This window comes from Pirellulales bacterium (assembly GCA_019694455.1).
GTDB lineage: Bacteria > Planctomycetota > Planctomycetia > Pirellulales > JAEUIK01 > JAIBBY01.
Map to the genome: position 1 here is coordinate 187323 of JAIBBY010000001.1, position 25123 is coordinate 212445.

Here is a 25123-nt window from a genome sequence, read left to right on the forward strand (position 1 = left end):
ACGATCGCGCCGCGCGCAACGGTCGATCAGATTGCGCGGCTCTGCCAGCTACTTTCCAGCTTGCGCAATATTTCCGCCGACCTCGGACCGGCGGCGCTCCACAACCACAGGCGGCTCGATTCGCCAGTTAACTCGGCGCGCCCCAAGATGTGATCGTCTGGCAAACATTCCACGACGCGCGAAGCCCATTCGATGATCGAGATGCCGACTGACTCGAAATAGTCTTGGATTCCCAACTCCCAAAATTCGTTGGCCGATTTCACACGGTAGGCGTCGAAATGGTAGATGGGCGTGCGCGCTTCGTATTGGTGCATGAGCACAAAGGTGGGGCTCGCCACCTGCCGTGGATTGGCGCCGAGCGCCGCCGCGACTGATCGTACCAGCGTGGTCTTGCCGGCGCCGAGCGGGCCATCGAGGCCCACCACTGCCCCGGGAGCTAACGCCAGCGCAAGCTGCTGGCCAAGCTGGCCTGTCTCCGCTTCGCCACTCACCGTAATCGATAGCGGCGTCATGGACTGAGCCGATGTTCGTATCCCTTGGGAATCAGACGTGAGCGAACGCCCGCGTCATCGACCTGCCATAGCGCGCCATCGTCGGTTAACTCGCCGATGCACGTCAGCGGCACTCCGGGCAGCGGTTGGCTGGCCAGCAGCGCGGCCGCGGCTTTGGGGGGAATCGCGAGGATCAGTTCAAAATCCTCACCGTCGCTCAGGGCGTGCTCCATGGGCGCAGCGCCTGTTTCCTTGGACCGAGCATGGGCAGCCTGGGAAATCGGCACCCTCGTCAGATGGACGACCGCGCCACAGCCGCTGGCCTCGGCCATTCTTGACAAGTCGAGCGACAACCCATCGCTCACATCAATCGCGGCATGGATGTCGAATTCTCGATGCAGCTTGAGGGCTTCTTGAACGCGGGGCTCAAAGTCGAGATGCCGGCCTAAGATGCTGCCGCCAAATTCGCCGGTGACGATAATCTGGTCGCCTGGCTTTGCCCCGGATCGGGTCAACGCGCCGCGATCGGTCGCCTGTCCCAACACAGTCACACTGATTGCCAACTGGCCGTCCCAACTGTTCACATCGCCGCCGGCCAATGCCACCTGATACTGCTCGGCCAAGGGAATCAACCCCTCATAGAGTTCACGGGCCAGCGCTGCGCCTCCTTCACGTGGCAGCACCAGGCCAATCACCGCGGCGACCGGAGTCGCGGCCATGGCCGCCAAATCGCTCAGATTGATGGCGATCGCCTTTCTGCCGACGCGGCGCGGGTCGACAGTCGCCAGATCGAAGTCGACGCCATCCATCACGACATCGACGGTGACGACGCAATCTGGCCCGGCGCCCCAGCGCAATACCGCGGCGTCGTCGCCGATGCCGACGCGCTGGCTGGGTTGCCGTGGCAAGCGCTTGCCGAACCAGTTGACTAGAGAAGCTTCCAACGCTGACGACGCACCTTGGCGCTACGAAAAATCGAAACGATCCGCGGTCGCCATTGTACCGACTGGAAGCGCCGGCTGCGTTCTGCTGCGGGCTTGAGTAAGGGCGTTAACGGGTCTTGGCGCCCGCGACGCTCATGTGCCCCAAGAAAGTCTCGTTGCCGCGCAGGATATAGAATTTGAGCGGCGACAGCGAAGCAAAGTCGGGGCGATTCAAGATATAGGACACGTTCTCCAGCGTGATCGTTTCCCAGATGTGCATGCCGACCAGCACGTCGCCGCGACGGATGCCTTGCCGGGCGGCGGGGCTGCCCGATCGCACTGCCACGACGTTGAGGCCGCCGCGATAGCGAGTTTGATAGCGGCGAAAGTCGTCGCCGCTAATCGGCTTGAGCCGTAGTCCCAGCAGTTCCCAGATCGGCTCATCGTTGGGTTTGAGATGCGCGGGCAGATCGACCAATTTGAGGTGGAGCTTGCTTTCCGCTTTTTCGCGATCGAGGACGATCTCGATTTCGTCGCCGGCATGTTTGCCGAGCAGGGCGCGTTCGAGATCCATGGGGCGGCGCGCGTCGAGACTGCCAACTCGCGTGATGCGGTCCCCCACTTCCAGTCCGAGCGCGGCGGCGGGACTGTCGCTATCGCAACTCCGCACCACCAAGGCCGCTGGGTTGTGCTGGGAGGGTTCGCTCTCGACCACCAGGCCATGCCATACGCTCTGCAGCCGTTTGGCGCTGATCAGTTCGCAGGCGATTTGCATCGCCTTGTCGACCGGAATGGCGAAACCGATCCCTTGGGCGCCAACTCGCACCGCCACATTGATGCCGATCATCTCGCCATCGATGTTGAAGAGCGGACCGCCGGAGTTGCCCGGATTGATGCTGGCGTCGGTTTGAATCAGGTCTTCGTACTTTTGATTGTCGCCCACTTGCACGGTGCGATGCAGCGCGCTGACAATGCCGCGCGTGATGGTGTGTTCGTAGCCGAAGGCGTTGCCGATGGCGATCACTGTTTCGCCGGCCATCAGGTCGCGCGAAGTGCCGATGGGCGTCACAGGAAGCGTTTTGGAGACATCGATCTTGATGATCGCCAGATCGGTGTCGGGATCGTGCGAGACGAGCTTGGCCACGCATTCCTCGCCATCGGCGAGCGTGACGTTGATTGGGTCCACTCCATCGACGACATGGTGATTGGTGATGATGTAGCCGCGCGGGTCGATGATCGCGCCGGTGCCCATCCCGTTCACGCGGCGATCGCTGTCCATTCCGGCCGGTGGAACCTCTCCCTCGGCGAGCGTTTTTTCGCCGTGGATATTGACCACCGACGTGCGGACACGTTCGACGGCTTCGACGATGGCCGTGCGTCGCAGTTCGCCGGCCACGGCGGCGCTGCAACAGGCCATCAGCCAGCACACGATCAGAGCATGCCACCGGCCTGGCCAACTGCAATCGCGGGCAGCGCTAGCGATGGATTTAGACATGGGGTCTCGTCAAGGATGTGTGCGGCACACCGCGCTATCCACACGACGACGGGCTGGCGAGGCGGGAAGCTCGATCAAGACAGCCAATCGCCTAAGCGGTACGCTGTTGTTGCATCGTCCCGACGTTGGAAATGGCGTTAGCCTTCACTGTTGTAGTCGTCAAACCTTGCCTAATTTTCCGGTCGGCGATTGAGCGACAATCATCGACCGATAGCAACCGATCGCCAGCATCTCAGTTGCGATTGCGTCACACAAAAACCATGCCTACCGAAACTACCCAATTCAGCGAAGCAGCGCGGATCGCGGTTCCGCGTCCGGCCAAGCTGCCAATCCAGCTTGTGGAAACCGAGGAGGAGTTCGCCTTTATCGATCGCCCCACCGGCATGGCACGCTGGGGCGCGAGTGGGTTCTTGATGTTCTGGCTGTTCTTTTGGACCATCGGGTGCGTTTTTCTCGCGTTTCGAGTGAACGCAGAGCGGACCGTCTCCTCGCTACTATTCGCGGTCCCGTTTTGGAGCGCTTGGTTCTTTGTCGCCGCGCTGCTGGTCTACCTGATGTTCCGCAAGGATTCGTTCGCGCTGACGCCGGGAGGCGTCTATTTCATCCGCGAGGCGCTCGTTCCGCTCCAACGGCGCTTCGTACCGCTGACGGAAATTCAATCCTTTGAATCCGCATTGCAACACACGAGCGACGACTCTCCGCCGCAACATGTCGTCGAGATGCGCACACTGGGACGACCGCTGCAATTTGGCGTCGGCTTGAATAGAGAAGGTTGTGGTTGGCTCAGCTTTGAACTGAATCGCAGATTAACGCAACTACGCGCAGACAGTGGCCTGCCTGCTGCGCCCGTTGAGGCGCCAGAGCAACCGCGCCGAACAAGCGCCGCGGCGCAGCGGGGCGATGCCGAAGTATTGCAATTGATGGACTCGCCGGTGACTCCCCCCTTGGACACCGCGTGGCGACGACTGGAAGATTTTCAGTCGGTGGCGTTTCAACAACGGGGCGAATTCAGCCTGACCGGCATGGGCGTGGCGCTGTTTCTTTGCGCGTTCTGGAATGGAATCGTCTCGGTGTTCTTGTATCAGCTTATTGTCGAGAAACAGCCTGGCGGCATGGAATGGTGGTTTCTCTTTCTGTTCTTGATCCCCTTCGAGGCCGTTGGCCTATTATTTTTCGCGATCCTGGGCATGACGATCGTGGAACCGTTGCGGCGCACCACCTGGCGTTTTGGCGCCGATGCCATGCGGTGCACGGTGCGCTGGATTGGACTCGGACCACAATGGCGGTACCCGCATGACAAGATTGACCGCATTGCCCTGCAGCGCGCCGCCAACAACCAAGCCAAAGCTTGGAAGGCTGGTCAGCGGCGCATCGCGGAGGCGCCAATGACGAGTCCCTTCGAGTTGATCTTTTCGACCAGCGGTCAGGAGGTTTGCCGATTCAATGGCCTCACGGAGGGGGAAGCCCGCTGGATCGCCGACACCTTGTTGCGCGAGCGCCCGGAATCGTTCCAAAGCCGCTGAGCGCGAGAAATTTGGTCCGTCAACCGCTCGCGGTGTCGATGTGCTGTTCCAGCTTGCCGCGGCGCTGAAGGTATCTGGCAACCAACCAACAGAGCGATGCCCAGGCCAGTCCGGCCGACCAGCCCGCAAGAACATCCGTCGGATAATGGACACCGAGGTACACGCGGCTGCTACCGACAAGCAGCGTGAGGCAAGTGGCCGTGACGAACAGGTAGACCTTGAGCCAAACACGGTCGACCAGACGCGCGAGCAACGCCGCCAGCGTCCAATAGATGATTGACGACTGCATGGCGTGGCCGCTCGGAAACGAGTAGCTGCTGACGATCGCCAAATGTGGGACGACATCGGGTCTTTCACGGGCAAACGCGAGTTTCAGCGCCGTGCCGAGCACGAAGCCGCCACCGGTGGTCGCCAACACCAGGCTCATGGCGTAATAGTCGTGGTTCAGCAGCAAGAAACCAGCCACTGCCAGGACGATCAAAGTCAGGACGATCTCGCTGCCTAATGCGGTAATGTCGCGAGCCACTTCCGGCAGCCGAGCCGGGCCCACGGGTACATGCGGATCGTCGGCCGTGCGGGTAGCCAACAAAACCGTGCGGTCGAAGTGTTTGGCATCCCCCCTTGCCACTTCACCGGCGAGTACAATGAACGCCCAGATCGAGAGCACACTGGCCAGCAAGGCCAGCAAAACGGAGAGTTCGTGGCCAGCGAACCAGCCAATCCAAGATCGTGGTGAAATACTGGGCAACGGAATCACGCTCCCGTCCACAAAATTTGCAAGTGCCGAGCGGCTTGCCGCCGAGAAGTAAATAGGATATAAATATCCAATATTCTGTCGTTGGTAGGTCGGTAGGAGGATAGCTTAGATGGCGATCTGTAGACGACCAATGCGAATCGGCTGGATGCTCGCGGCTTCGCTATTGTGCCTGGCAGCACGGGGCGCCGAATTGGAATACGAAGCTGCCCCCATCTCCTATCTGACGGCCCAGGCCACTGACCCGGTCGCCCATCTGATGGCCGATTTGGAATCGGGCAAGCGTCAACTCAGATTCGATGATCGGTACGGCTACTTGCCGGCGGTGCTCGAAGCGCTGGGGGTGCCCGAGAACTCGCAGACCTTGGTTTTCTCCAAGACCAGCTTCCAGGCCCATCTCATCAACCCGCAACGCCCTAGGGCACTTTATTTTTCGGACAATGTCTACATTGGCTATGTTCCGGAAGGGGACGTAGTGGAGATGTCGGCAGCCGATCCGGCGCTGGGCGCGGTGTTCTATACACTGGACCAAAAGGCGGTCGAACGGCCGCTGATCGAACGGCGCACTCATGACTGCCTGCAATGCCATTCGTCGCCACGAACGTGCGATGTGCCCGGCCATGTGGTGCGATCGGTGTTTCCGGATCGGCGGGGGATGCCGATCTATCACGCGGGCACGTTCGACATCGATCACACCAGTCCATTGAGCGAGCGCTGGGGAGGCTGGTACGTCACCGGCAAACACGGCAAGCAGACACACATGGGCAATCAGATCGCGCGCGATGTCGGTGGCAAAGCGGAGATCGATTCGGCGGCGGGCGCCAATCTGCTCGATTTGGCAGGACGCTGCGAAATTGGAGCCTACCTGAAACCATCCAGCGACATCGTGGCGCTGATGGTGCTCGAACATCAGACTCAGATGCACAACCGCATTGCCAGGGCGGCGATTGAGGAGCGGATGGCGGCCTATTACGACGAGTCGCTCAATGAATCGCTAGAGCGACCCGCGGACTATCGCTCCGAGACGTTCCATCGACGCTGTGATCGGCAGGCCGATAAACTGCTGGAGTACGCGCTCTTTTGTGGCGAGACTCAGCTTACCGAACCGATCGAAGGCAACAGCGAGTTCGCCGTCGACTTCGCCGCCAAGGGCGTTCGCGATGCGGCGGGGCGCAGTCTACGCGATCTGGATCTGCACACGCGGTTGTTCCGTTATCCGTTGAGCTATCTCGTCTATAGCGAGCCGATGAAGCAGTTGCCACCGGCGGTCAAGGAACATTTCTATCGTGGCTTGGGGCGCGTGCTGGCGGGAGAAGATCGCGATCCCAAGTACGCCAGGCTTGATGGCGATACTCGCCGGGCGATCCATGAGATTCTGTTGGCGACCAGCGAGGACTATCGCGCCTTGAGCGGCCGGTAAATTGCGTGGCGCGGCCGTAGCTCGGTTGGGACTCGACAGTGTCGGCATTGGCGCTTGCGCGCATTTCCCCGTATTCCATGGGCTATCCCATTTTGCGCCGCCCATGCGCGCCCGTATCCTGTAGAGGCCGAAAGGGAAAGCCACGCAGGACCGGACGCGGGGAAACCAGTTGAACCACGATCGCGCAGCCGACGCACGCCGCAAAATGAAATGGTGGGGGTGGGGAGCGCCAGAACACCGCTACCCGCTGACCCACATGCCCGGCGCATTGGAATATCTGCGGCGCCGATTGGGGATCGAAGCGCTACGCGAGTTCGAACCGCCGGCGATCGAGGCGGCGCAGATGCCGGCCAGTCAGGCCAGCCCCGACCTGATTCGAAAGCTGTCGGCACTTGTGGGAGCGGAACACTGCCGCACCGGTCATCGCGAGCGCGTGCTGCACTCGGTCGGCAAGGGCTACAAAGATCTGATTCGACTACGCTCGCTGAGATTGCCGCTGGCGACCGATGCGGTGGTGTATCCGCAAACCGCGGAGCAGGTGGCCGATATCTTGGCGTTGTGTCGAGCGGAACGAGTGGCCGTGATCCCCTTTGGTGGTGGTTCGTGCGTCGTCAGCGGACTCGACGCCGAACGCGGAAATCAGCATGCCGTCATCTCGCTCGATCTGGCGTTTCTTAATCGCCTGTTGACGATCGACGAATCGTCGCTGACCGCCACCCTGGAGGCCGGTTGTTTTGGGCCAGAGCTGGAGGCCGCGCTCCGCGAACGTGGATTCACGCTCGGGCATTTCCCGCAATCGTTTGAATACTCCACGCTGGGGGGCTGGATCGCCATGCGATCCAGTGGGCAGAACTCACTGGGCTATGGCGGCATCGACCGCCTGGTCGAAAGCATCGTCGCCGTAACGCCGATTGGCGAGATCCGCACCCTCTCGGTACCGCGCCGCGCGGATGGGCCCGATGTGAATCAGGTGCTGCTTGGCTCCGAAGGGACGCTAGGGGTCATCACGGCCGCCACGGTGAAGATTCGGAGGCTACCTAAGGCGCGCGATTATTTCATGTTCGTTTTCAAGAGCTTTACCAGCGCGATCGACGCGTGCCGCGAGTTGGTTCAGGCCGGCGGCAGACCGGCGCTACTGCGCATCTCTGACGAGGAAGAGACGCAAGGCACATTGGCGATGGGGCAAACCGCGGCGTCGGGCATGAAGCAAGTAAAACGCCGAGCGGCGCAGTGGCTGCTGGAGCAGCGAGGTTTTCGGCCCCCCGCGCTATGCACCGTGCTGGTGGGACTGGAAGGTGAGACCGACGCCATCGCCATCGAGCGGCGACAGATTCGACGCCATTTGCAGCAGCGTGGCGGTTTCTACCTAGGCAAGTCGCCGGGCGAGCGCTGGCTGGCGTCGCGCTTCGAGCTGCCGTACCTGCGCGACGAACTGATTTACAACGACCTGTTAATCGACACCTTGGAGACGGCCACGACGTGGTCGCAGTTGCATCTGGTTTATGATGCGGTGCGCAAGGCGATTAGCGAAGCTGCCATGGCGCAAGGACATCCGCTGATGGTGTATTGCCATGTCTCGCATTTTTACCCAGATGGCGCATCGCTCTACTTCACACTGTTAGGGCGGCAAGACAGCGCCGACCCCATCGCGCAATGGCTGCGAATCAAGACGGCGGCGAACGAAGCGATCCGCCGACACGGCGCCGCCATCAGCCACCATCACGGCGTGGGCCTGGATCACCGCGAGCACACTGGCCGCGGCGAAGTGGAGCAGGCGATGCTCGCGCAGCTTAAACGGACACTGGACCCCGACGACATCATGAATCCGGGCAAGCTGCTGTGAACGACCGGCGACAACGCATCTTCGATTTGTGGCCCAGCCATGAGTACGATGTGCTGGTCGTCGGCGGAGGGATCACGGGCGCCGGCATCGCGCGCGACGCCGCGCTGCGCGGGCTGCGCTGCGCTGTGATCGACAAAGGAGATTTCGCGTCGGGGACCAGTTCGAAATCGGGCAAGTTGGTGCATGGCGGCGCTCGCTATCTCAAGCATTTTCATTTGCGACTGGTGCGAGAGGCATGCCGCGAACGGTCGTTGCTATTGCGAACGGTCGCTCCGCATATTATTCGGCCCGTGAGATTTGTGTTGCCGTTTTATGCCGGTGGCCGCACCCCACGGTGGTTGGCCGCACTTGGGCTAGCGCTCTACGACCTGTTGGCGATACCACGCGGAATCGGGCGATTTCATTTTCTCTCCGCGCGCGAAGTGACACAGGCGGAGCCCGCGCTGGACAAGGCGAACCTGGTCGGCGGGCTGAGCTATTGGGATTGCGCCGGCCTCGATTTTCGATTGGTGATCGATACGCTCAAATCGGCGGAAGCGGCCGGCGCGCACCTGCTCAACTATTGCGAGTTGCAACACCTGCAGCGCGCGCAAAGCGGGTTCGAAGTTGGCGTCCGCGATGTTCCGACTGGCAAAAAGTTGAAACTGCGCAGCCGCACAATCGTCAACGCGGCGGGGCCCTGGGCCGACGATGTGCAGTTTCGCTGCGGCGCCGCACAGCGGTTTGGCATGCGCAATTCGGCCGGCGTGCATCTGATGTTCTCGCGCCAGCGATTGCCCGTGAACGGCACGTTAGCCCTGGAGGTACCCGCCGATGGCAGGATGATCTATGCCGTTCCCTGGGGAGAAAACGTGCTAGTCGGCACGACTGACACCTTTTTTGACGGCGACCTCGATGCTCCAGTCGTGATGGCCGAAGCGGTGGACTACCTATTGGCAGCAGTGAACCGCTACCTGCCCCATGCGCAGGTCGCCGAGCAAGACATTTTGACTCGATTTATTGGCGTGCGGCCGCTGATCGGCAGCGATCGTGGCAAGAGCGAAGACCAAGCGCCTCGCGACGACAAGATTCTACTGCAAGCGGACGGAATGGTTTCGATCACCGGCGGCAAACTAACCACCTACCGGGCGATGGCGGAGAAGGTTGTTGATCTGTTGATTGACTCGTTCTTCCGTCAGCGCACGCTGGCGCCATGCGGCACCGCCAGTCCCATCTCTGGCGCAGCGCAACGACTGCCGAAGGACGCCTCACCACGCGTCGCGGCGCTGTGGGAGCGGTATGGATCGAACGCCTGGCGAATTGACGAACTGATTGAGAATTCGCCCGAGCTGGGGCAACCCATCGTTGAGGGCGCGCCCTTTGTCTGGGGAGAGGCGGTGTACGCCTTGCACCATGAATACGTGTTGCGGCCGGAAGACTTGATCGAGCGCCGCTTGGGCGCGTTCGTGCTCGCGCCGCAACGGGCGCTGCGCGACGCAATTGGCCCCTGGTTCGAATCGCAAGTAAACTCGCGCACGACCGAGGAGTCGCCAGCATGAAGCGCGTGTTCATGTTCAACCCGAGGGCGGGGGGCGGGATTTCGGCGCGAAGATTGCGCGAGATCGAACGCTATTTTCTTGACCGCACGGGCTCGTTCGACGTAATCCGTTGCGAGAGTCGCGACGACCTCACTCGCCGGACACGCGATGCGCTGCTGGGGGGCGCCGAGCAGATAGTGGCGATCGGCGGCGATGGGACGATGAACGCGGCGGCAAACGGCTTCTTTGAGCAGGGGCGGCCAGTGGCGCCGGCCGCTTGCTTGGCGGTGTCGCGCTTGGGTACCGGTTCGGATTATTTGAAGACCCTGGCGCCCGATCGAACCACGGACTGGCGCGAAGTGGCGCTCAACCCGGTCATGCGAGCGGTTGATGTGGGCGCCATCCGCACGCTGGACGATAGCCGGCCGCCAATGCACTTTTTGAATATCGCCAGCTTCGGCATGAGCGGCGAGATTGTGCGCCGCAAGCAGCAGATGCCGGGCTGGCTGCCGCGATCGCTCTGCTATTTGCTGCCGACGTTGGCAAGCCTGTTTGGCGCCCGACCGCGCTCGATTGAACTGGAATTGGACGGCCAATCGCTGCGGCGCGAAGCGCTGTGCCTGTTTGCCTCCAAGGGCATCTTTGCCGGTGGCGGCATGCGGTTTGGAGGAGGGGTGACGCTCGACGATGGACTATTCGACGTCATGCTCTTCACGTCGATGACCTCGCTGCAAATGTTGCTGAAGACGCCAAAACTGTATAGCGGCGACTACGCTGATGAACCTTCAATCGAGAAGCACACTGCCCGGTCGCTGCGTTTTCGCTCATCGGCGCCACTGACGGGGGAATGCGACGGCGAGTTGATCGGGGCCGGCGACTTTGAGATCACGCTCTCGCCGCGCGCTTTGCAGGTCTGCTGCCCGGCCACAACCGCTTGATGAGTGACTTAGCCGGTGAGAACGCTACGTCACGCGGGCCATCTTCTTGCGCAGTTCTTCAATAACTTCCCAGGGAACAAATCGCGCCAATTCGTCGTCGCCCGCCAGCGGCGTGATTTGCTTAATCAATGAACTGGAGACGTGCGAAAACTCTTCGTCCGCCATCAAAAACACAGTCTCCAGGCCGGGATCGAGTTGGCGATTGGCCATGGCCATCGTGAACTCGGCGGCGATGTCGGTGAGCGGGCGCACGCCGCGGATCATCACTCGGGATCGACATTCGCGGACAAAGTTCACCGCCAGCCCTGAGAATGTCCTGACTTCGACATTGGGGTAGCGCCTGGTGGTGCGACGAACCAGCGACACGCGCTCTTCCAGCGTAAAGAGCGGTTCTTTGCCGGCGTTGATCCCAATGCCGACGATCAGCGTGTCGACCAAGGAAGCGCTACGTTCGATGACGTTCAGATGCCCGAGCGTGATCGGATCGAACGAACCCGAATAGACAGCGATACGGGGATCGACTTGCGTCATGTGCGATACGTCAGCAGAATCGGACTTTGGATCAACGATGCCATCATGCCGCCTGCACTCACCGATTGCAAATGCGTCGCAGGCGGGCCGGGAGTTTGCGCATTATGCCAGAGACGCTACGCGCGGCGGTCATCGGTCGTACCGGTCGGGGCGACTATGGGCATGCCCTCGACACGGTTTGGCTGCGGGCGCCCAACGCCAAGCTGGTCGCCGTCGCCGACGACGGCAAGATGGGACTGGCGCAGGCGACGCGGCGACTGTCGGTGGAGCGCGGATACCTCGACTATCGTGAGATGCTCGACCGGGAGAAACCGCAGATTGTCAGCGTCGCCCCGCGGTGGATCGACGCGCATGCGGAGATGATCGTGGCCTGCGCCGAGCGCGGCATTCACGTGTTCACCGAAAAGCCGCTTTGCCGAACGCTGGCGGAGGCCGACGCGATTGTCACGGCGTGCGAACGCACCCACACCAAACTGGCCATCGCCTATCAAACCCGCTACAGCCCCAAATTGCCGGTCGTGGCAGGCCTGTTGCGAGCTGGCCGCATTGGCCGCGTGCTTGAGTACCGGGCGCGCGGCAAGGAGGACCAGCGCGGTGGGGGCGAGGATTTGTTTGTGCTTGGCGGACATTTATTCAATCTGATTCGCCACTTGGCGGGCGAGCCGAGTTGGTGCTTTGCCCAAGTGAGCGAGCAGGGGGAGTCCATCGCGCGGCAGCACGTACATGACGGCGCGGAAGGGATTGGACCGTTAGCTGGGGACTCGGTCGACGCAATGTATGGGCTTTCTGGCGATGCGACGGCGTACTTTGCCTCGCATCGTGGCGCCGCCGCGAAGCCTGCTCGGTTTGGAATTCAGATCTTTGGCACGGCCGGCATCTTGGAAATACAAACGGGCTGGATGCCGACGGTCCGGTTGCTGGAAGATTCCAGTTGGTCGCCAGGCCGCAGCGGGGCGAAGTGGCAGGAAGTGACATCCGCGGGAGTTGGCAAGCCAGAACCTATGCCGGCAGGTGGGCCAGAGGATGGCAACCTGGCCGCAATTGCCGACCTGATGGAGTCGATCGAAAACGATCGGCAACCATTGGCCAGTGTCTACGAGGCGCGCGGCGTTATGGAAATGATCGTGGCGCCGTTTGCCTCGGCGGTGCAGGGAGGGCGTGTCGCATTGCCATTGGCGGTGCGCGACAATCCCCTCACACGACTGTGAGGGGGCGACTATTTTTTAGCTGTCGTGCCGACGGTAGCGCTTGGCGAGCCGATCGGGGGAGACACCCAACCGCTCGGCCACGATGAATGACCAATTACGCAGTGTTTGGCGAACCACGCCGTGCCTCAGCCAGCGCCGCGCGCTCACGTTTAGTGGTCCAGGCAACAGCACCAGTTTGCCGACTCGCCGCGCCGCACGACTCAGCAGCAGGTCTTCCATCAAATCCACTTCTGGAAAGCCTCCCAGCCGCTCAAATACCTCGCGCCGGAAGAAGAGACCTTGATCGCCAAAGGGCAATCGCAGCACCCGCGCACGATAGGCGTTGCCAATTTCCAGTGCTCGAAACTTGAGGCCCGGTGCATCGATGCGCTGGCGGAACGCGCCGCCAATCACGGTCGCATCGCTCAGCGCTAGCGCGATCTGCTCGTGCGCCGCGGGCTGAAGCCAAGTGTCGGCGTGTACGAACAAGAGTGTGTCGCCATCCGCATGCCGCGCCGCGGCGTTCTGCTGGCGCGCTCGGCCGGGCGCGGTGGTCACGATGCGGCACCCCGCTTCGGCCGCCAACGCGACCGTGTTGTCGTCACTGCCGCCATCGGCGATCGTCACGTCGCTGGGGAGTAGCGACCATGCGCGGCGGACGGCCTCCGCGACGTGTCGCGATTCGTTCAGCGTCGGAATAATGATCGAAAGTCGCACGGCAAGCGATGGTTGCGCGGGGGGGCTCGAAGCGCAAAAAAATACCGCCCCAGTTCGCGCCTGGAAAGGTCGTGAACTGGGACGGTGTGTGGAAAGCTTTGAGAACCGAATCGCCTAGCGACCCATGACCGCTTCGGTGGGCTTTGGTTCCGTTGCCTGCTGCGGTTGTTCCGCGACCGACTCCGCCGGCGGAGTGAGAAAGCTGTCAAGCGCTTCCAGGCTCTGAGCGCCGGTCAATTGGCGGCGCATCCAGCCTTCTTTGGTTTTCCGGTACATAATCAGTTGCGGGATCGATCCGCCACGCATGAGTTGGCGGGCAACGCCCGGCTCATGATCGCTGTTGACGGTTGCAAACGCCACGCGATTCAGCAGGCCTTGGCGTTTCGCCTGCGGGATTACATTCTGCTTCATCTGCTGACATGCGGGGCACCAATCGGCGCCGACCAAGACAACCAGCGGCCGACCCGTTTCCAGGGTTTGCTTGTGGGCCGCGGCGTAAGTGTTCACATCCGCGGCAACGATCGAGGTCTGCAAGAGCAGAGCGACAGTGACTCCTAACACTACCAAGTCTCCTTAGGGTGAAACGATTGCCCCATCCATGGCCGATGGAAGTCGGCCGACAGGTGAGCATTAGCTGTGGTGGGAAGCCCGTGCGGTTTACTGGCGTATGGCGGGTGTGATGCCGGTTGTGCCGCTGGTCGGCTAATGCGACCCCAAAGCACGGGCTTAAAGGAGAACTCAGTCTAACGATGATGCTCCGCTGGACAACCTAAAAAGGTTAAAAATGAGAAAGTTGCCCTAACTACAGAACAGGCAAAGAGTTTGCGGATTACGTGGAGATTGAGAGCGTAATAATGAAGGGATCGACATCAATTAGGCGTCGCGCGTCAGGCCCGCTATAATCACCGCACAGTGCTTGTCTTTCGCATCGTAACCACCGATGAGCACTTGATTTCTGCGATTGGTTCTTGGCTGCGATGGAATGAAGCTGCGCGTCGGTCTCGTTGGTTTGGGAAGTGATTGGGAGTCTCGCTACCGGCCGGCGCTGCGCGCTTTGAGCGATCGCTTCGAAGTGCGCGCCGTATGTGAGCAGGTGGCGCATCGCGCGGCGCAGGCCGCGCGCGAGTTCAACGCGGACCAGATTGATGGATTTCGCGCGTTGTCGCGGCGCGAGGACATCGACGCCGTCTTGATGCTGTCGCGCCAGTGGTACGGCTCATTGCCGATCCTAGCAGCGTGCGACGCGGGCAAAGCGGTCTACACCGCAGCGGGGCTTGAGCTCGACGAAACGATGGCGCTCAAGATCAAACAGCGCGTGGAACGAGCGGGCATCGCGTTCATGGCCGAGTTTCCCTGTCGACAGGCTGCGGCCACGATTCGCCTCAAGGAGTTGATCGCCACGCGGCTTGGCGCGCCCAGGCTCCTGTTTTGTCATCGACGCAAACCCGCCGAAGGCAGCGCCGATTCGCGCCTGGGCGTCCATGCGGATCGACTCGGAGATTTGATCGAGTTGGTCGACTGGTGCCGCTACGTGGTTGGCGCCGAGCCGAGCGCGGTGTTTGGCGTGCTGCACCGCGCTTCGAATCCGCCGAGCGAAGAAGCTCCTGAACTGCCTTGCGAAGACTACCAGATGATGAGTCTGGAATTCTCACCGTCTGGGCAATTCGGCGCGGGCCCGCTGGCTCAGATTAGTTGCGGTCGTTACGTACCAGCGAATTGGTCGGAAGCGGTGGCGTTTCGTCCGCCAGCGGCCTTGCAAGTGGCATGTGAAAACGGCATCGCCTTTATTGACTTGCCGTCGACGTTGATCTGGTTTGACAACGCCGGTCGCCATCAGGAATCGCTCGATAGCGAGCGCCCGCTGGGAGAGCAATTGCTCTCGCTCTTTTACCGATCGGTGACGAGCCTCGTTCGCAATACGGCCAGTCTTGAGGACGCCTATCGCGCCCTGGATGTGGTGATTAAGGCGCGACAAAGCTTTGAAGAAGGACGGCGCATCCCGATCGTCGTGTGAGGCGCCCGCCTAGGCCGAGCGTCTCAGGGATTCGAACGCGCGCGATTACGCCAAGATTTTGCCTAGCTGATCGCGGATTGCGGTTTCAATCTGCCCTTTGAACAGCATGGCGGCGATGGGCAGCGAGCCGTCGATTCTCACTTCGCCCGCGGCGACCTCAATTTTGCCCGAGGTCTTAAAGCCCATGGCGCTGAAACTAAAATCGCCGGAGTTCTCTCCCCAGTTCTCCTGCAGATTGTTGATCTGGCCGCCGTATTTTTCTTTGACGCGCTCGAGCAGCGTCTTGAGCCGCGCCGCAGCTTCGTCTTGGCCCAGTTCGTGCGGCACCACTACTTTCATTGACGGCATTGCTTGGACTCCGAGCTAAATAGGCGTGGCCCCAACAACATCAGAATACCGGCCGCGACTTGGTACGACCAGTCGAACCATTGGCAAAATGAAACCCCGTCACGCAGTGCGTTGACGGAGTTGAACCCAAGGACCGCGGGCCGCTCAAAATCCGCGCCGCATGACGACTTCTTCCAGCTCATAGCGGCGAATTTTGCGATCCAGCGTCGACCGCTCAATACCTAGGATTGTGGCGGTTTGGCTCTTGTTCCAACTCGTCGCGCGCAATGTCGCCAGGATATGGCGGCGCTCCATTTCGGCCAGCGACATCGGCACATGCTCATCGGGCGTGACGGCCGCGACCTCGGCGGTGTCGCCAGCGGTCGGCAATTTGGAAAGCATCAGATCGTCGGCGTCGATCACATCGTCGCGCGCCAGCAGCACGGCGCGCTCGACGACGTTCTTCATTTCGCGCACGTTGCCTGGCCAGCGATAGCGGAGCATCTGCTCCATGGCAGCCTGGGTGAATCCGCGGATGCGCCGGCCGGTCTCTTCGTTAAAGCGTTGCAAAAAGAAACGAGCCAATTCTGGAATGTCGGCGGGACGCTTGCGCAGCGGCGGGACGTAGATTTCGAGCACGGCCAATCGGAAGTACAGATCGCGGCGGAATCGATTCTCGGTGACTTCCTTTTCCAGATCGCGGTTGGTGGCGGCAATCACGCGCACGTCGACTTTGACCTGCTCGCTGCCGCCCACCCGTTCAAAAGAATGCCCTTCCAGCACGCGCAAGAATTTGGCCTGAATCGTCGGACTCATCTCGCCAATTTCGTCGAGCATCAGCGTGCCTTGATGCGCCGACTCGAACTTGCCGATCTTGCGATCCGTGGCGCCCGTGAACGCTCCCTTTTCGTGGCCAAAAAGCTCGCTCTCCAGCAGCGACTCGGTCAATGCGGCGCAATTCAGGCAGACAAAGACGTTTTTGCTGCGCGGACTGGAATAATGCACCGCGCGGGCGACCAGTTCCTTGCCGACGCCGCTTTCGCCTCGTATCAGCACAGTAGCCTTACTGGGGGCGGCGCGGGCAATTTCCTGCATGATGCGGCCGACCGCTTCGCTCTTGCCAACGATGTCGCTTTGGACGCCGAGTTTTTGACGGAGCTGAAAGTTTTCGTCGCGAACCTGAATCAGGTTTTGCGCCAGTTCTTGCCGACGGCTGGTGTTGGCAATTGCCACCGCCAAGGTCTCGGCGACGGCCAGGCTATATTCCAAATCGTCCGGATCGAGCACCAAGTCGGGGCTGGTCGAATACAGATGCACCATGCCCAGCACGCGATTGCCGTGTCGCACCGGCGCGCAGATCACGCTGGTGGCGTAGATTTCGCCTTTACTGTCACGACTGGTCACGGCACTGTCGCCCAGAATATTGCGCGCCAGCACCGCTTCGCCATCACGCAATACGGTGGTGGCCAGAAAGGAAGAGACGCGATGGTAGGGAGTGTCGCCGTTGCCGCGCGACGCCATTACTTCAAGTTGCGGCTCCTTGGGGTCGCCCACATAATCGCGCGGCAATAACAAAACCGCGCCCGTGTCGGCATGCGTCCCTTCGAAGATGCCGCCCAGCGCCAAATTCGCGATGCCATTGAGATCAGGCGTCTTCGCCATTTCGAAGGCCAAGCGGCACAACTTGGCAGACGCCTTGCCAATTCGCGAAATGCCGCTTTCTTCGTCACTGTGTTCGGCGCGCGGCGCCAAGAACTTGGTCTGGCCTTTGCGATGCGTGATTGTGGTGGGCTCGTGGGCCGCCAACACGCTTGAGTCGTATGTTTGATCGTCTTCTCCAGCGACCGCCGCGCCATCCACTTGCGTCAAACCGCTGGAATCGGGGAAGGCCTTCGACAGATCGGTGACAAAGGCCATTTGCGATCGGCCGATGCGCACCACCTCGCCCGGCGTCAGGGCATAATCCCCCTTGATCTGCCGCTCGGCGACAAAGGTGCCGTTGCGACTCTCCAAGTCGCGAAGTTTCCATTGGCCATCGGCCATGAAGACTTCAGCGTGACAGCGGCTACAGCGTTCGTCTTTGAGGACGATCTGGTTGATCGGCGAACGACCGATGGTCGCCGTCTGTCCCGGAATTAACCGAAAGACATCGGTCCACTTGGAGCCCTCGCGAATAACCAAATACGCTAACATCGCGTCAGAATAGGACGTTGAACTGCAAAACCGCTGGCTGCCAGTAGATGGGACGTGGTGCGGTGGCAGCGGGAATACCTAGTTTACCTTATCTTGGCCCGTTTCGCCCCGGCAAGGGGAGCCGGAACCCAGAAAATGCGGTTCCGAGACGAACGATTCGTTGCCCTGGCTGTAGGGCCGGGTTAGTCTTAAACACAGGCCCCGAAATGGCCTGTGCTGCCGATTGTTCGCGCGGGCTTGCGAATCTGCCGACGCTCATTCAAGGAACGGGATTGTATGTCAAATTACCCCACTCGCGTTGCGAGACATATTCGTATCGCATTGTGCGTGCTTGCCGTCGTTGCGACTGCATCGAGCGCGTTTGCCCAAGGCGGCGGGGGTGGTGGGGGCGGCGGCGGAAACGGCGGTGGAGGTAATGGAGGCGGAAGCAATAACGGCGGCGGCAGTGTCTTCGGAGGCGGATTTTTCGTTAACCCGGTCGGCGGCGTCGCCATCAACGCCGATGGCGTTGTTCAGAACGTCGAGGTCGATCAGCTGGCGCGATTGGCGCGAGAACGCATGTCGGCCTTGGCCGAATTGCCCGCCGATTTGAACCAAGCCAGTCCACTGCGCAAGGTGTCGCTCAAGCGCTTGCAGGCCGCCATCCAAAAGCGACTGAACGATGGCGCGCCGCTAACCCAGGACATCTTTTGTCTCGCCGGTTTGCAGGAGATTCGCTATGTCTTCTTGTACCCCGAGCAAAACGATATTGTGCTGGCGGGTTTCGGCGAGGGCTGGCGGAGCGATGAATTAGGCAACTTGGTCGGCGTCACCACGGGTCGCCCCGTCTTGATGCTGGACGATCTCTTGGTGGCGCTCCGTTCGGCGGACGCCGCCGGCAAGACAGGAATTAGCTGCTCCATTGATCCGACGCAGGAAGGATTGAATCGCCTCAGCCAGTTCTTGAGTCAGCAGACAACGATTGGCCCCAATCCCAATGCGACCATCAGCGGCATCGAAGAGAGCCTGGGACCACAGACCGTGACCATCCAAGGCGTGCCCGCCACGAGCCATTTTGCGCAAGTTTTGGTGGCCGCCGACTATCGCATGAAGCGGCTGGCGATGAACTTTGAAGCCGCGCCGGTGCGCGGCCTCGGCAGTTATTTGGCGATGAACAGCGGTCGCGGCGGCAGCATGATGCCGCGCTGGTGGCTGGAACCCGATGTCGATCCCTTGGTGAAGTCGCCCGATGGGCTCGCCTGGGAATTGAAAGCCATGCGCGTGAAGGCCATGACGGAAGATGATTTTCTGGCCGCCAATGGACAGCGGCAACAGTCTGGCAAGGCCAGCGCCAATGCCCAGCGCTGGGCCAACAACATGACGAAGCACTACGAAGAACTGTCGACGCGATTGCCCATCTTCGCGGAGCTTAAGAATGTCATGAATCTGGCCGTGATCTCCGCGTTGATCGCCAGGGAAAACCTCGCCGATCGGGCAGACTGCCCGCTGCCCATGTTGATGGACGCGGCGGCGCTACGAGTGGCCGAACTGGACGCGCCGCGCCAAGTGCCGTCGCAGGCATCGTTCATCAAGAAGGGGAGCAACTGGATTATTAGCGCGTCGGGCGGCGTGTTGATCAATTCATGGGCTATGGCGGCCCGTTCCCAGGCCGACGCGGACAACACACTCGCCCCCAAACGAGCGCAGGCGGCCAGCGACAGCGACCGCTGGTGGTGGAACTAGTCTCCGGCCGCCCCTGCGCGTTGAGCGGCATTGCCAAGCGCCCTGCGTAGGATAAACGCATGATGCTGGCGCGTCGTCATCGCTCGGGCGAACTGAAAACGTCGAGAAGCACATGTCCTTGATTCAATTGTCGCTCAAGCACGGCACTTCAGTCGCCGAGGCCCGCGATCATTTGGCTCGCGCGGTGACCGAAACAACGCAGCGTTTTTCGCTGATGGTGGAGCGCGTCGAGTGGGCGCAGGACAAGAGTAGCGTCGACATCCAGGGCAAGGGGTTCGATGTGCAAATGCGGGTCGACGACTCCGACGTGCATGTGGCCGGCAATATTCCGGTGTTGGGGAGGCTCCTTGGCGCCCCAGCGCTTAAGACGATCGTGGAGCAATCGTTCAAACGGTTGCCCAAATAAGGGCCTGGTCGTAGCTTCTCATCCACGTATCGATTTCCAGCGGCTACAATGGGCTCCCCCGTAACTGGAGCGAGCCCATGGATCTGGTCAAAACTCTCTGCGAGCTGGTCGCGATACCGAGCGTGAACCCGATGGGGCGCGACCTGTCGGGCCCGGATATATACGAACACCGCGTCACCGACTATCTGGAATCGTGGTTCCGGGAACGCGGGATACCGTATCTGCGGCAAACAGTCGAGCCGCTGCGCGACAACATCATTGCCCGGCTCGATGGCGATCGATCGCCGCAGACGGGAGGGCCACTTCTGCTCTTCGAAGCCCACCAGGACACTGTTCCGGTCGATGGCATGACAATCGACCCGTGGAAGCCGGTGGCGCGCGACGGGCGCGTTTATGGACGCGGCTCTTGCGACATCAAGGGGGGCATGACGGCGATGTTGGGCGCGCTCGACCGCTTGGCGCGAGAACGGCCGCGGGGAATGCCCACGATTCTCATGGCCTGCACCGTGAACGAAGAACATGGATACACCGGCGCCACCGCGCTGTGCCGCATGTGGCGCGAGGCGCCGTCGCCGTTTGTTCCGCGACGACCAGACGCTGCCGTCATCGCCGAACCCACGGAGCTTGATGTTGTTGTCGCGCATAAGGGGGCAGTTCGGTGGCGCTGCCACACACGGGGCCGCGCCATCCACAGTTCCCGCCCGCACCTGGGCGACAACGCGATCTACAAGATGGCCCGCGTGGTCGCGGCCTTGCAGCGCTATGCCACGGAATTCGCGCCCACGATCCCGCCGCATCGACTATGCGGCCCGGCAACGCTCAGCGTGGGAGTTATCCACGGCGGCCTCAGCGTCAACACGGTGCCAGACGAATGCGTTATCGAGATCGACCGGCGACTGCTGCCCGGCGAAGACGGCCAGACGGCTTATGAGGAAGTGAAGCGTTACATCGCCGCACAGCCGAGCATTGATTTTGAACCGGTGCACGACGCGCCGTTTCTGAGCGGCGTGGGACTTGCCGACGACGACAACGGCGCGGTTGCCGAAGGCCTGCTGGCCGCAGTGCGGGCCGTGCGGCCAGCAGGGGCTACGGTGGGCGTATCTTACGGCACCGACGCGGCGCAGATCGCGCTTGCCGGCGTGCCATCGGTGGTGTTCGGTCCCGGCTCGATCGAACAAGCCCACACCGCCGATGAGTGGTTGGCGATCGACCAACTCGAAGCGGCCAGCGAGATCCTATACGGCTACGCTCGGCGCTTCAGTTGAGCGACTAAAAAACGTCCAGGTTGAAGTGGTGACCGTAGTGGTAACGGCGCCGCTGCGGGTAGTAATTCTGCCACTGCTTGTTGTACACCGGAACTCGCATCTCTTGGGGATACCGGTAGTACAAGCTCTCGGCGCTTTTGTAGTAGTCTTCGCCGTAGAAGTTTTGCGGGTAATAGACGTACGGATAGTGATAGAAGCGCTGCCAGTCCTGGGTGCTGTACGTATGGAGCCATTGGCGCCCATACGCCTGCTGGGCGAGCGTCTCGCCCGAGGTGCTCGCCAGCGAGAAGGCGGCCGCGCCAACCAGCGCGAGAACTATTCGACGAATCATGGAATCCCTCCTTGGCGCGGCAGCGCGGCGGCGGGCTGAGGATTGGGTCGCCCGGTGGCCGCCTGGTTCGCCTAAGAGGGAGCATCGGCTGGGCGGCATATTCGGCATGAAGCGAATATTCGGCACAAACGCGCAATCCGCGTTGCGGCAGGCCGCAAAGTCTGCCAAGGTTTCCGCGCTGAGTCGAACAGCATGGCTATTCCGGCAATTTGCCGGCGGCCAGCTCCTCGTCCCATTCGTGCATGAGCGGCCAATCGGCCGCGCAGGTGCCAAAATCGGCCATATGGAGATAGCCCTTCAGCCGGGCAATTGTGCTGTCCAAGACGGCGTCATCTTTCTTGAAGATGGGGCCATGGCTCGGCAGAAGCCATTTCACATCACTGGCCCGGATCCGCTCCAGCGAGCGCACGAATGCGGCGATGTCGCTGCCGTGATGAGCGTCGATCACGCCGACACAGCCATCGCGATAAATGTTGTCGCCGCTGAACAAAAGATCGCCCAGCCGAAACGACAATTGGCTATCGGTGTGTCCCGGCGTGTGCCAAACCTCCAGGTCGAGATTGCCCACTTTCAAGCGATCTCCATCCGACACGAGTTGGTCGATCTTCACCGACGGCATCGGCATGTGGATGTTCTGAGCGGAAATCTCAGCATACGTTTTGACCAGGTCGCTTGTTTCCAGCGGCTCGACCGCCTTGGCGTGGCCAATCACGGGCGCGCGCACAATCTGCTTGAGCTTGGCCATACCTTGCACATGATCCACGTCTGCGTGCGTGGCCACCAGTCCGCGGCAGCTCGACAGCGGAAAATCGAGCTGTCGAATCATTTCGACAATCTCGTCGACCACGTCCTCGAAGCCAATGTCGATCAGTAGCCAGTCCGCATCGTCGAACACCAGGTACACGTTGCAGCCGATGCGCTCGCCGGCCTGGTAATTCATTTCAATGACGTGCGGAAATACGGGCTTCCGTTTCAGCATGGACCTTCGTCCCCGATCAATCAGATTCGTTGGATGGCTGCTTGGGGATTCTAAGGATCGTGAAAAAAAGCGACAACCCGCGCGCCGCGACTTCGCGGTGCGCGGCCAGCTAGCGACCAAGTTGCTGGGTCGGCCCAAATCGCCGTAATGCGGCAAATTCGTTGATTACTTGGTTCGGCAGCGCGCTTCGGTGATTTCAATCGCTTTGAGCAGCCCGCGCGCTTTATTTAGGGTTTCTTGATACTCGGTAGGGGGGTCGCTGTCGGCCACCAGTCCGGCGCCCGCCTGCACATACGCTGTTTTGCCTTGCACAACGAGCGTACGCAAGGCAATGCAGGTGTCCATGTTGCCGCTGACGTCGATATATCCCACGGCGCCAGCGTAGGGGCCGCGGCGATGGGGTTCCAGCTCGTCGATGATCTCCATAGCCCGCACCTTAGGCGCCCCCGACACCGTGCCGGCGGGCAGGCAGGCGCGCAGCGCGTCGAACGCCGTAAAGCCCTCGCGCAGCTTTCCCTGCACGTTCGAAGAGATATGCATCACATGGCTATACCGCTCGATCACCATGCAGTCGGTCAGCTTGACGCTGCGAAACTGTGCCACGCGTCCGACGTCGTTGCGTCCCAAATCGACCAGCATCACATGCTCGGCCCGCTCCTTGGGATCGGACAACAACTCCTCGGCCAGTCGTTGATCCTCCGCTTCGCTGGCGCCGCGCCGCCGCGTGCCTGCCAACGGGCGTACCGTGACGGTTCCGTTGACCACCCGCACCATCACCTCGGGCGAGCTGCCCACCAGGGTGACACTGGGTGTGCGCAAAAAGAACATGAAGGGACTGGGATTGACGATCCGCAGGGTTCGATAGATTTCGAACGGCGGCGATTCGATTTCAAGTTCCCAGCGCTGGCTTAGCACCACCTGAAAGATGTCGCCGGCCTGAATGTATTCGACGCAGCGGCGGACGGCGTTCTCATAATCGGCCTGCTCAAAGTTGCCGCGCAGCTCGACATTGGGCGTGCCACGCACATCGATATCGGCCACGCTCAAGTGGTCATCCCCTTGATCGAGCCGCTCGACCAGCGCGTCCACGCGGCGGCAGGCATCCCGGTACGCGGCCTCCTCATCTCGACCCGAGGCGTCCAAACGAGCCATCGCGATCACCGTCACGGTTTTCGTGACGTGATCGAACACCACCATGTGGTCATAAAAGGCAAACGACAAGTCGGGCAACCCGCGATCGTCGGGCGGAGCATTGGGCAGCCGTTCAGCGTAGCGAACGGTGTCGTATCCGGCGTAGCCGACGGCGCCGCCGGTGAAGGGGGGCAACTCCTGAAGCGTGGCCGCGCGAATCGACTCGATCCGGCGTTGAATTTCGACCAATGGGTCTTCGGCCTCGAATGCCTCGGTTCCAGCGGCGCTGCGAACGACCACCCGGCGATCAAAGGCCTCGACCTCCAAAAACGGGTCGGCGGTCAAAAAGCTGTAACGACCAACGCGCTCGCCGCCAACGACGCTCTCGAAAAGGCAGCCGCACGAACCGGCGTCGATGCGGCGAAAGGCCGATACCGGCGTTAGCGTATCGCTGAGGATGCGACGATAAACGGGAACCCAGTCGTGATCCTTGGCAAGTTGCCGAAACAGTTCCAAGCTGGGTTCGTGCATAAGTACGTGCCTTGATCCGTTGGCGGCCGTTGGTATTTATACGGCCGTGCCCAAGTGTAACAGCCGTTTGGCAACTTCCGAGGGCCGCCGCCAGCGCTGGTAAGACGACACCAACGGCGGCAATGGGTTCGCCAGTTCCAGGCGGACAACCATGGCACGTGATGCGACGCATCTCAATGCGCGATAGTGGTTTAGCCGGCGGCCGGCGCGTGCTCGCTCGGATTGACACCTAGGGGACCATTGCTAGAATCCCAATGGTTTCTCGGCGACCGCGCGACGCTGGGTTATCTTCTTGCCTTGTAAGCATCTACGACGAACCGCACGCAGCGCCGGCGCGGATTGGGTAGTCCAGCAGCATGAAGTGTCAAAAGTGCGAGCGCCCCGCGACGTTCCACATTACGGAGCTCACTGGCGGCAAGCCCGAAGAGCTCCATTTGTGCGAGGAATGCGCCCGCGAGTACCTCACCCAGTCTGACAGCCCAGACACCGGCGCCGCCAACCTGGCGGGGGCGCTTGCCCAGCAACTCGCCGTGGGTCAAACAGCTCAAGAATTGGCGCGACTCGACCAGCAGGCCTGCCCGGTCTGTGGGATCACCTTCTTCGAGTTCCGCAACAAAGGTCGGCTCGGCTGCCCTCACGATTATGTGTGCTTTCAGAAAGAGCTGGAGCCCTTGCTGGCCAACATTCACGGCGAGACGACGCATGTGGGCAAACGCCCCAAGCAGAACGCCGCGGCCGACACCGACCAACTGACTCAGCTCGTGCGACTGCGGCGCGAGATGAAAGAGGCGATCGCCGCGGAAGATTATGAGCAGGCCTCGAAACTGCGCGACGAAATCAAGCAAATCAAGGACGCCGGCTAGGCGTCTCGTGGATAACCTGACC

24 protein-coding genes are annotated in these 25123 nt (G+C 61.2%); 11 read left to right on the plus strand and 13 right to left on the minus strand.

Annotated features, from left to right (window positions below; genetic code table 11):
* Window positions 1-26: 26 nt before the first annotated feature.
* The 3 genes from tsaE to K1X71_00760 form a co-directional block, all read right to left on the minus strand.
* Window positions 27-512: a tRNA (adenosine(37)-N6)-threonylcarbamoyltransferase complex ATPase subunit type 1 TsaE gene (gene tsaE, locus K1X71_00750; protein MBX7071646.1), complete on the minus strand. Its 486-nt coding sequence runs from the start codon at window positions 510-512 to the stop codon at window positions 27-29.
* Window positions 509-1435 carry a thiamine-phosphate kinase gene (locus K1X71_00755; GenBank protein MBX7071647.1) on the minus strand — a complete coding sequence of 309 codons (927 nt, stop codon included), beginning with the start codon at window positions 1433-1435 and terminating at the stop codon, window positions 509-511. The genes tsaE and K1X71_00755 overlap by 4 nt, the downstream gene beginning before the upstream one ends.
* A 106-nt stretch (window positions 1436-1541) precedes the next feature.
* Entirely contained in the window at window positions 1542-2831 is a 1290-nt protein-coding gene (locus K1X71_00760) for a trypsin-like peptidase domain-containing protein (GenBank protein ID MBX7071648.1), read from the minus strand.
* A gap of 338 nt (window positions 2832-3169) precedes the next feature.
* Between K1X71_00760 and K1X71_00765 the strand changes: the two genes are divergently transcribed.
* Window positions 3170-4432 carry a hypothetical protein gene (locus tag K1X71_00765; protein ID MBX7071649.1) on the plus strand — a complete coding sequence of 421 codons (1263 nt, stop codon included), beginning with the start codon at window positions 3170-3172 and terminating at the stop codon, window positions 4430-4432.
* Between the two features lie 19 nt (window positions 4433-4451).
* Here the strand turns inward: K1X71_00765 and K1X71_00770 are convergent, their stop codons facing one another.
* Window positions 4452-5120 (minus strand): phosphatase PAP2 family protein, encoded by a 669-nt coding sequence (locus K1X71_00770; GenBank protein ID MBX7071650.1) that lies wholly within the window; start codon window positions 5118-5120, stop codon window positions 4452-4454.
* Between the two features lie 178 nt (window positions 5121-5298).
* Between K1X71_00770 and K1X71_00775 the strand changes: the two genes are divergently transcribed.
* From K1X71_00775 to K1X71_00790, 4 genes are all read left to right on the plus strand, one after another.
* The gene (locus K1X71_00775; GenBank protein MBX7071651.1) at window positions 5299-6606 is read left to right on the plus strand and encodes a hypothetical protein; all 1308 of its coding nucleotides are present in this window, start codon (window positions 5299-5301) and stop codon (window positions 6604-6606) included.
* Between the two features lie 169 nt (window positions 6607-6775).
* Window positions 6776-8449 (plus strand): FAD-binding oxidoreductase, encoded by a 1674-nt coding sequence (locus K1X71_00780; protein MBX7071652.1) that lies wholly within the window; start codon window positions 6776-6778, stop codon window positions 8447-8449.
* Window positions 8446-9987, plus strand: a complete 1542-nt coding sequence (locus tag K1X71_00785) for a glycerol-3-phosphate dehydrogenase/oxidase (GenBank protein MBX7071653.1) — start codon at window positions 8446-8448, stop codon at window positions 9985-9987. Before K1X71_00780 ends, K1X71_00785 begins: the two co-directional genes overlap by 4 nt.
* Window positions 9984-10904 (plus strand): hypothetical protein, encoded by a 921-nt coding sequence (locus K1X71_00790; GenBank protein MBX7071654.1) that lies wholly within the window; start codon window positions 9984-9986, stop codon window positions 10902-10904. Before K1X71_00785 ends, K1X71_00790 begins: the two co-directional genes overlap by 4 nt.
* A gap of 24 nt (window positions 10905-10928) precedes the next feature.
* Here the strand turns inward: K1X71_00790 and coaD are convergent, their stop codons facing one another.
* Complete coding sequence (gene coaD / locus K1X71_00795; protein ID MBX7071655.1) at window positions 10929-11435, minus strand: pantetheine-phosphate adenylyltransferase; 507 nt, start codon at window positions 11433-11435, stop codon at window positions 10929-10931.
* 104 nt (window positions 11436-11539) lie between these two features.
* Between coaD and K1X71_00800 the strand changes: the two genes are divergently transcribed.
* Window positions 11540-12643, plus strand: a complete 1104-nt coding sequence (locus K1X71_00800) for a Gfo/Idh/MocA family oxidoreductase (protein ID MBX7071656.1) — start codon at window positions 11540-11542, stop codon at window positions 12641-12643.
* Window positions 12644-12658: 15 nt separating this feature from the next.
* On the opposite strand, the gene K1X71_00805 is transcribed toward K1X71_00800, so the two are convergent.
* Both K1X71_00805 and K1X71_00810 read right to left on the minus strand, forming a co-directional pair.
* A complete protein-coding gene (locus K1X71_00805; GenBank protein MBX7071657.1) occupies window positions 12659-13339 on the minus strand; it encodes a TIGR04283 family arsenosugar biosynthesis glycosyltransferase in 681 nt (226 codons plus the stop codon).
* A 114-nt stretch (window positions 13340-13453) separates the two neighbouring features.
* The gene (locus K1X71_00810) at window positions 13454-13900 is read right to left on the minus strand and encodes a thioredoxin family protein (protein MBX7071658.1); all 447 of its coding nucleotides are present in this window, start codon (window positions 13898-13900) and stop codon (window positions 13454-13456) included.
* Window positions 13901-14321: 421 nt separating this feature from the next.
* Between K1X71_00810 and K1X71_00815 the strand changes: the two genes are divergently transcribed.
* Window positions 14322-15353: a Gfo/Idh/MocA family oxidoreductase gene (locus K1X71_00815; protein ID MBX7071659.1), complete on the plus strand. Its 1032-nt coding sequence runs from the start codon at window positions 14322-14324 to the stop codon at window positions 15351-15353.
* Window positions 15354-15398: 45 nt separating this feature from the next.
* On the opposite strand, the gene K1X71_00820 is transcribed toward K1X71_00815, so the two are convergent.
* The 3 genes from K1X71_00820 to K1X71_00830 form a co-directional block, all read right to left on the minus strand.
* Window positions 15399-15701 (minus strand): polyhydroxyalkanoic acid system family protein, encoded by a 303-nt coding sequence (locus K1X71_00820; protein ID MBX7071660.1) that lies wholly within the window; start codon window positions 15699-15701, stop codon window positions 15399-15401.
* 144 nt (window positions 15702-15845) lie between these two features.
* Window positions 15846-17873: a sigma 54-interacting transcriptional regulator gene (locus K1X71_00825; GenBank protein ID MBX7071661.1), complete on the minus strand. Its 2028-nt coding sequence runs from the start codon at window positions 17871-17873 to the stop codon at window positions 15846-15848.
* Between the two features lie 279 nt (window positions 17874-18152).
* Window positions 18153-18470, minus strand: coding sequence for a hypothetical protein (locus K1X71_00830; GenBank protein MBX7071662.1), 318 nt, complete (start codon window positions 18468-18470; stop codon window positions 18153-18155).
* On the opposite strand from K1X71_00830, the gene K1X71_00835 reads away from it, so the two are divergent.
* From K1X71_00835 to K1X71_00845, 3 genes are all read left to right on the plus strand, one after another.
* Window positions 18462-19595, plus strand: coding sequence for a DUF1598 domain-containing protein (locus tag K1X71_00835; GenBank protein ID MBX7071663.1), 1134 nt, complete (start codon window positions 18462-18464; stop codon window positions 19593-19595). The two genes, K1X71_00830 and K1X71_00835, sit on opposite strands and share 9 nt — an antisense overlap.
* Before the next feature lie 112 nt (window positions 19596-19707).
* Window positions 19708-20001, plus strand: coding sequence for a polyhydroxyalkanoic acid system family protein (locus K1X71_00840; protein MBX7071664.1), 294 nt, complete (start codon window positions 19708-19710; stop codon window positions 19999-20001).
* A gap of 77 nt (window positions 20002-20078) precedes the next feature.
* On the plus strand, window positions 20079-21266 hold the full coding sequence (locus K1X71_00845) for a M20 family metallopeptidase (GenBank protein ID MBX7071665.1): 1188 nt from the start codon (window positions 20079-20081) through the stop codon (window positions 21264-21266).
* A gap of 4 nt (window positions 21267-21270) precedes the next feature.
* Here K1X71_00845 and K1X71_00850 read toward each other — a convergent pair whose 3' ends face one another.
* The 3 genes from K1X71_00850 to trpE all read right to left on the minus strand — a co-directional run bounded on the left by K1X71_00850 (window position 21271) and on the right by trpE (window position 24238).
* Window positions 21271-21597, minus strand: a complete 327-nt coding sequence (locus K1X71_00850; protein ID MBX7071666.1) for a calmodulin-binding protein — start codon at window positions 21595-21597, stop codon at window positions 21271-21273.
* Window positions 21598-21793: 196 nt separating this feature from the next.
* A complete protein-coding gene (locus K1X71_00855; protein MBX7071667.1) occupies window positions 21794-22576 on the minus strand; it encodes an MBL fold metallo-hydrolase in 783 nt (260 codons plus the stop codon).
* 165 nt (window positions 22577-22741) lie between these two features.
* A complete protein-coding gene (gene trpE, locus K1X71_00860; protein MBX7071668.1) occupies window positions 22742-24238 on the minus strand; it encodes an anthranilate synthase component I in 1497 nt (498 codons plus the stop codon).
* Between the two features lie 356 nt (window positions 24239-24594).
* Between trpE and K1X71_00865 the strand changes: the two genes are divergently transcribed.
* The gene (locus K1X71_00865; GenBank protein MBX7071669.1) at window positions 24595-25101 is read left to right on the plus strand and encodes a UvrB/UvrC motif-containing protein; all 507 of its coding nucleotides are present in this window, start codon (window positions 24595-24597) and stop codon (window positions 25099-25101) included.
* Window positions 25102-25123 lie beyond the last annotated feature (22 nt).

Excerpts from the sequence above, each read along its gene's own strand:
- K1X71_00775 (MBX7071651.1), top strand. The coding sequence starts at position 5,299 with ATGGCGATCTGTAGACGACCAATGCGAATCGGCTGGATGCTCGCGGCT.
- K1X71_00760 (MBX7071648.1), bottom strand. The coding sequence starts at position 2,831 with ATGGCCTGTTGCAGCGCCGCCGTGGCCGGCGAACTGCGACGCACGGCC.
- K1X71_00800 (MBX7071656.1), top strand. The coding sequence starts at position 11,540 with ATGCCAGAGACGCTACGCGCGGCGGTCATCGGTCGTACCGGTCGGGGC.
- K1X71_00815 (MBX7071659.1), top strand. The coding sequence starts at position 14,322 with ATGAAGCTGCGCGTCGGTCTCGTTGGTTTGGGAAGTGATTGGGAGTCT.
- K1X71_00845 (MBX7071665.1), top strand. The coding sequence starts at position 20,079 with ATGGATCTGGTCAAAACTCTCTGCGAGCTGGTCGCGATACCGAGCGTG.
- K1X71_00790 (MBX7071654.1), top strand. The coding sequence starts at position 9,984 with ATGAAGCGCGTGTTCATGTTCAACCCGAGGGCGGGGGGCGGGATTTCG.
- K1X71_00825 (MBX7071661.1), bottom strand. The coding sequence starts at position 17,873 with ATGTTAGCGTATTTGGTTATTCGCGAGGGCTCCAAGTGGACCGATGTC.
- K1X71_00865 (MBX7071669.1), top strand. The coding sequence starts at position 24,595 with ATGAAGTGTCAAAAGTGCGAGCGCCCCGCGACGTTCCACATTACGGAG.
- K1X71_00820 (MBX7071660.1), bottom strand. The coding sequence starts at position 15,701 with ATGCCGTCAATGAAAGTAGTGGTGCCGCACGAACTGGGCCAAGACGAA.
- K1X71_00840 (MBX7071664.1), top strand. The coding sequence starts at position 19,708 with ATGTCCTTGATTCAATTGTCGCTCAAGCACGGCACTTCAGTCGCCGAG.
- K1X71_00850 (MBX7071666.1), bottom strand. The coding sequence starts at position 21,597 with ATGATTCGTCGAATAGTTCTCGCGCTGGTTGGCGCGGCCGCCTTCTCG.
- K1X71_00765 (MBX7071649.1), top strand. The coding sequence starts at position 3,170 with ATGCCTACCGAAACTACCCAATTCAGCGAAGCAGCGCGGATCGCGGTT.
- trpE (MBX7071668.1), bottom strand. The coding sequence starts at position 24,238 with ATGCACGAACCCAGCTTGGAACTGTTTCGGCAACTTGCCAAGGATCAC.
- K1X71_00855 (MBX7071667.1), bottom strand. The coding sequence starts at position 22,576 with ATGCTGAAACGGAAGCCCGTATTTCCGCACGTCATTGAAATGAATTAC.
- coaD (MBX7071655.1), bottom strand. The coding sequence starts at position 11,435 with ATGACGCAAGTCGATCCCCGTATCGCTGTCTATTCGGGTTCGTTCGAT.
- tsaE (MBX7071646.1), bottom strand. The coding sequence starts at position 512 with ATGACGCCGCTATCGATTACGGTGAGTGGCGAAGCGGAGACAGGCCAG.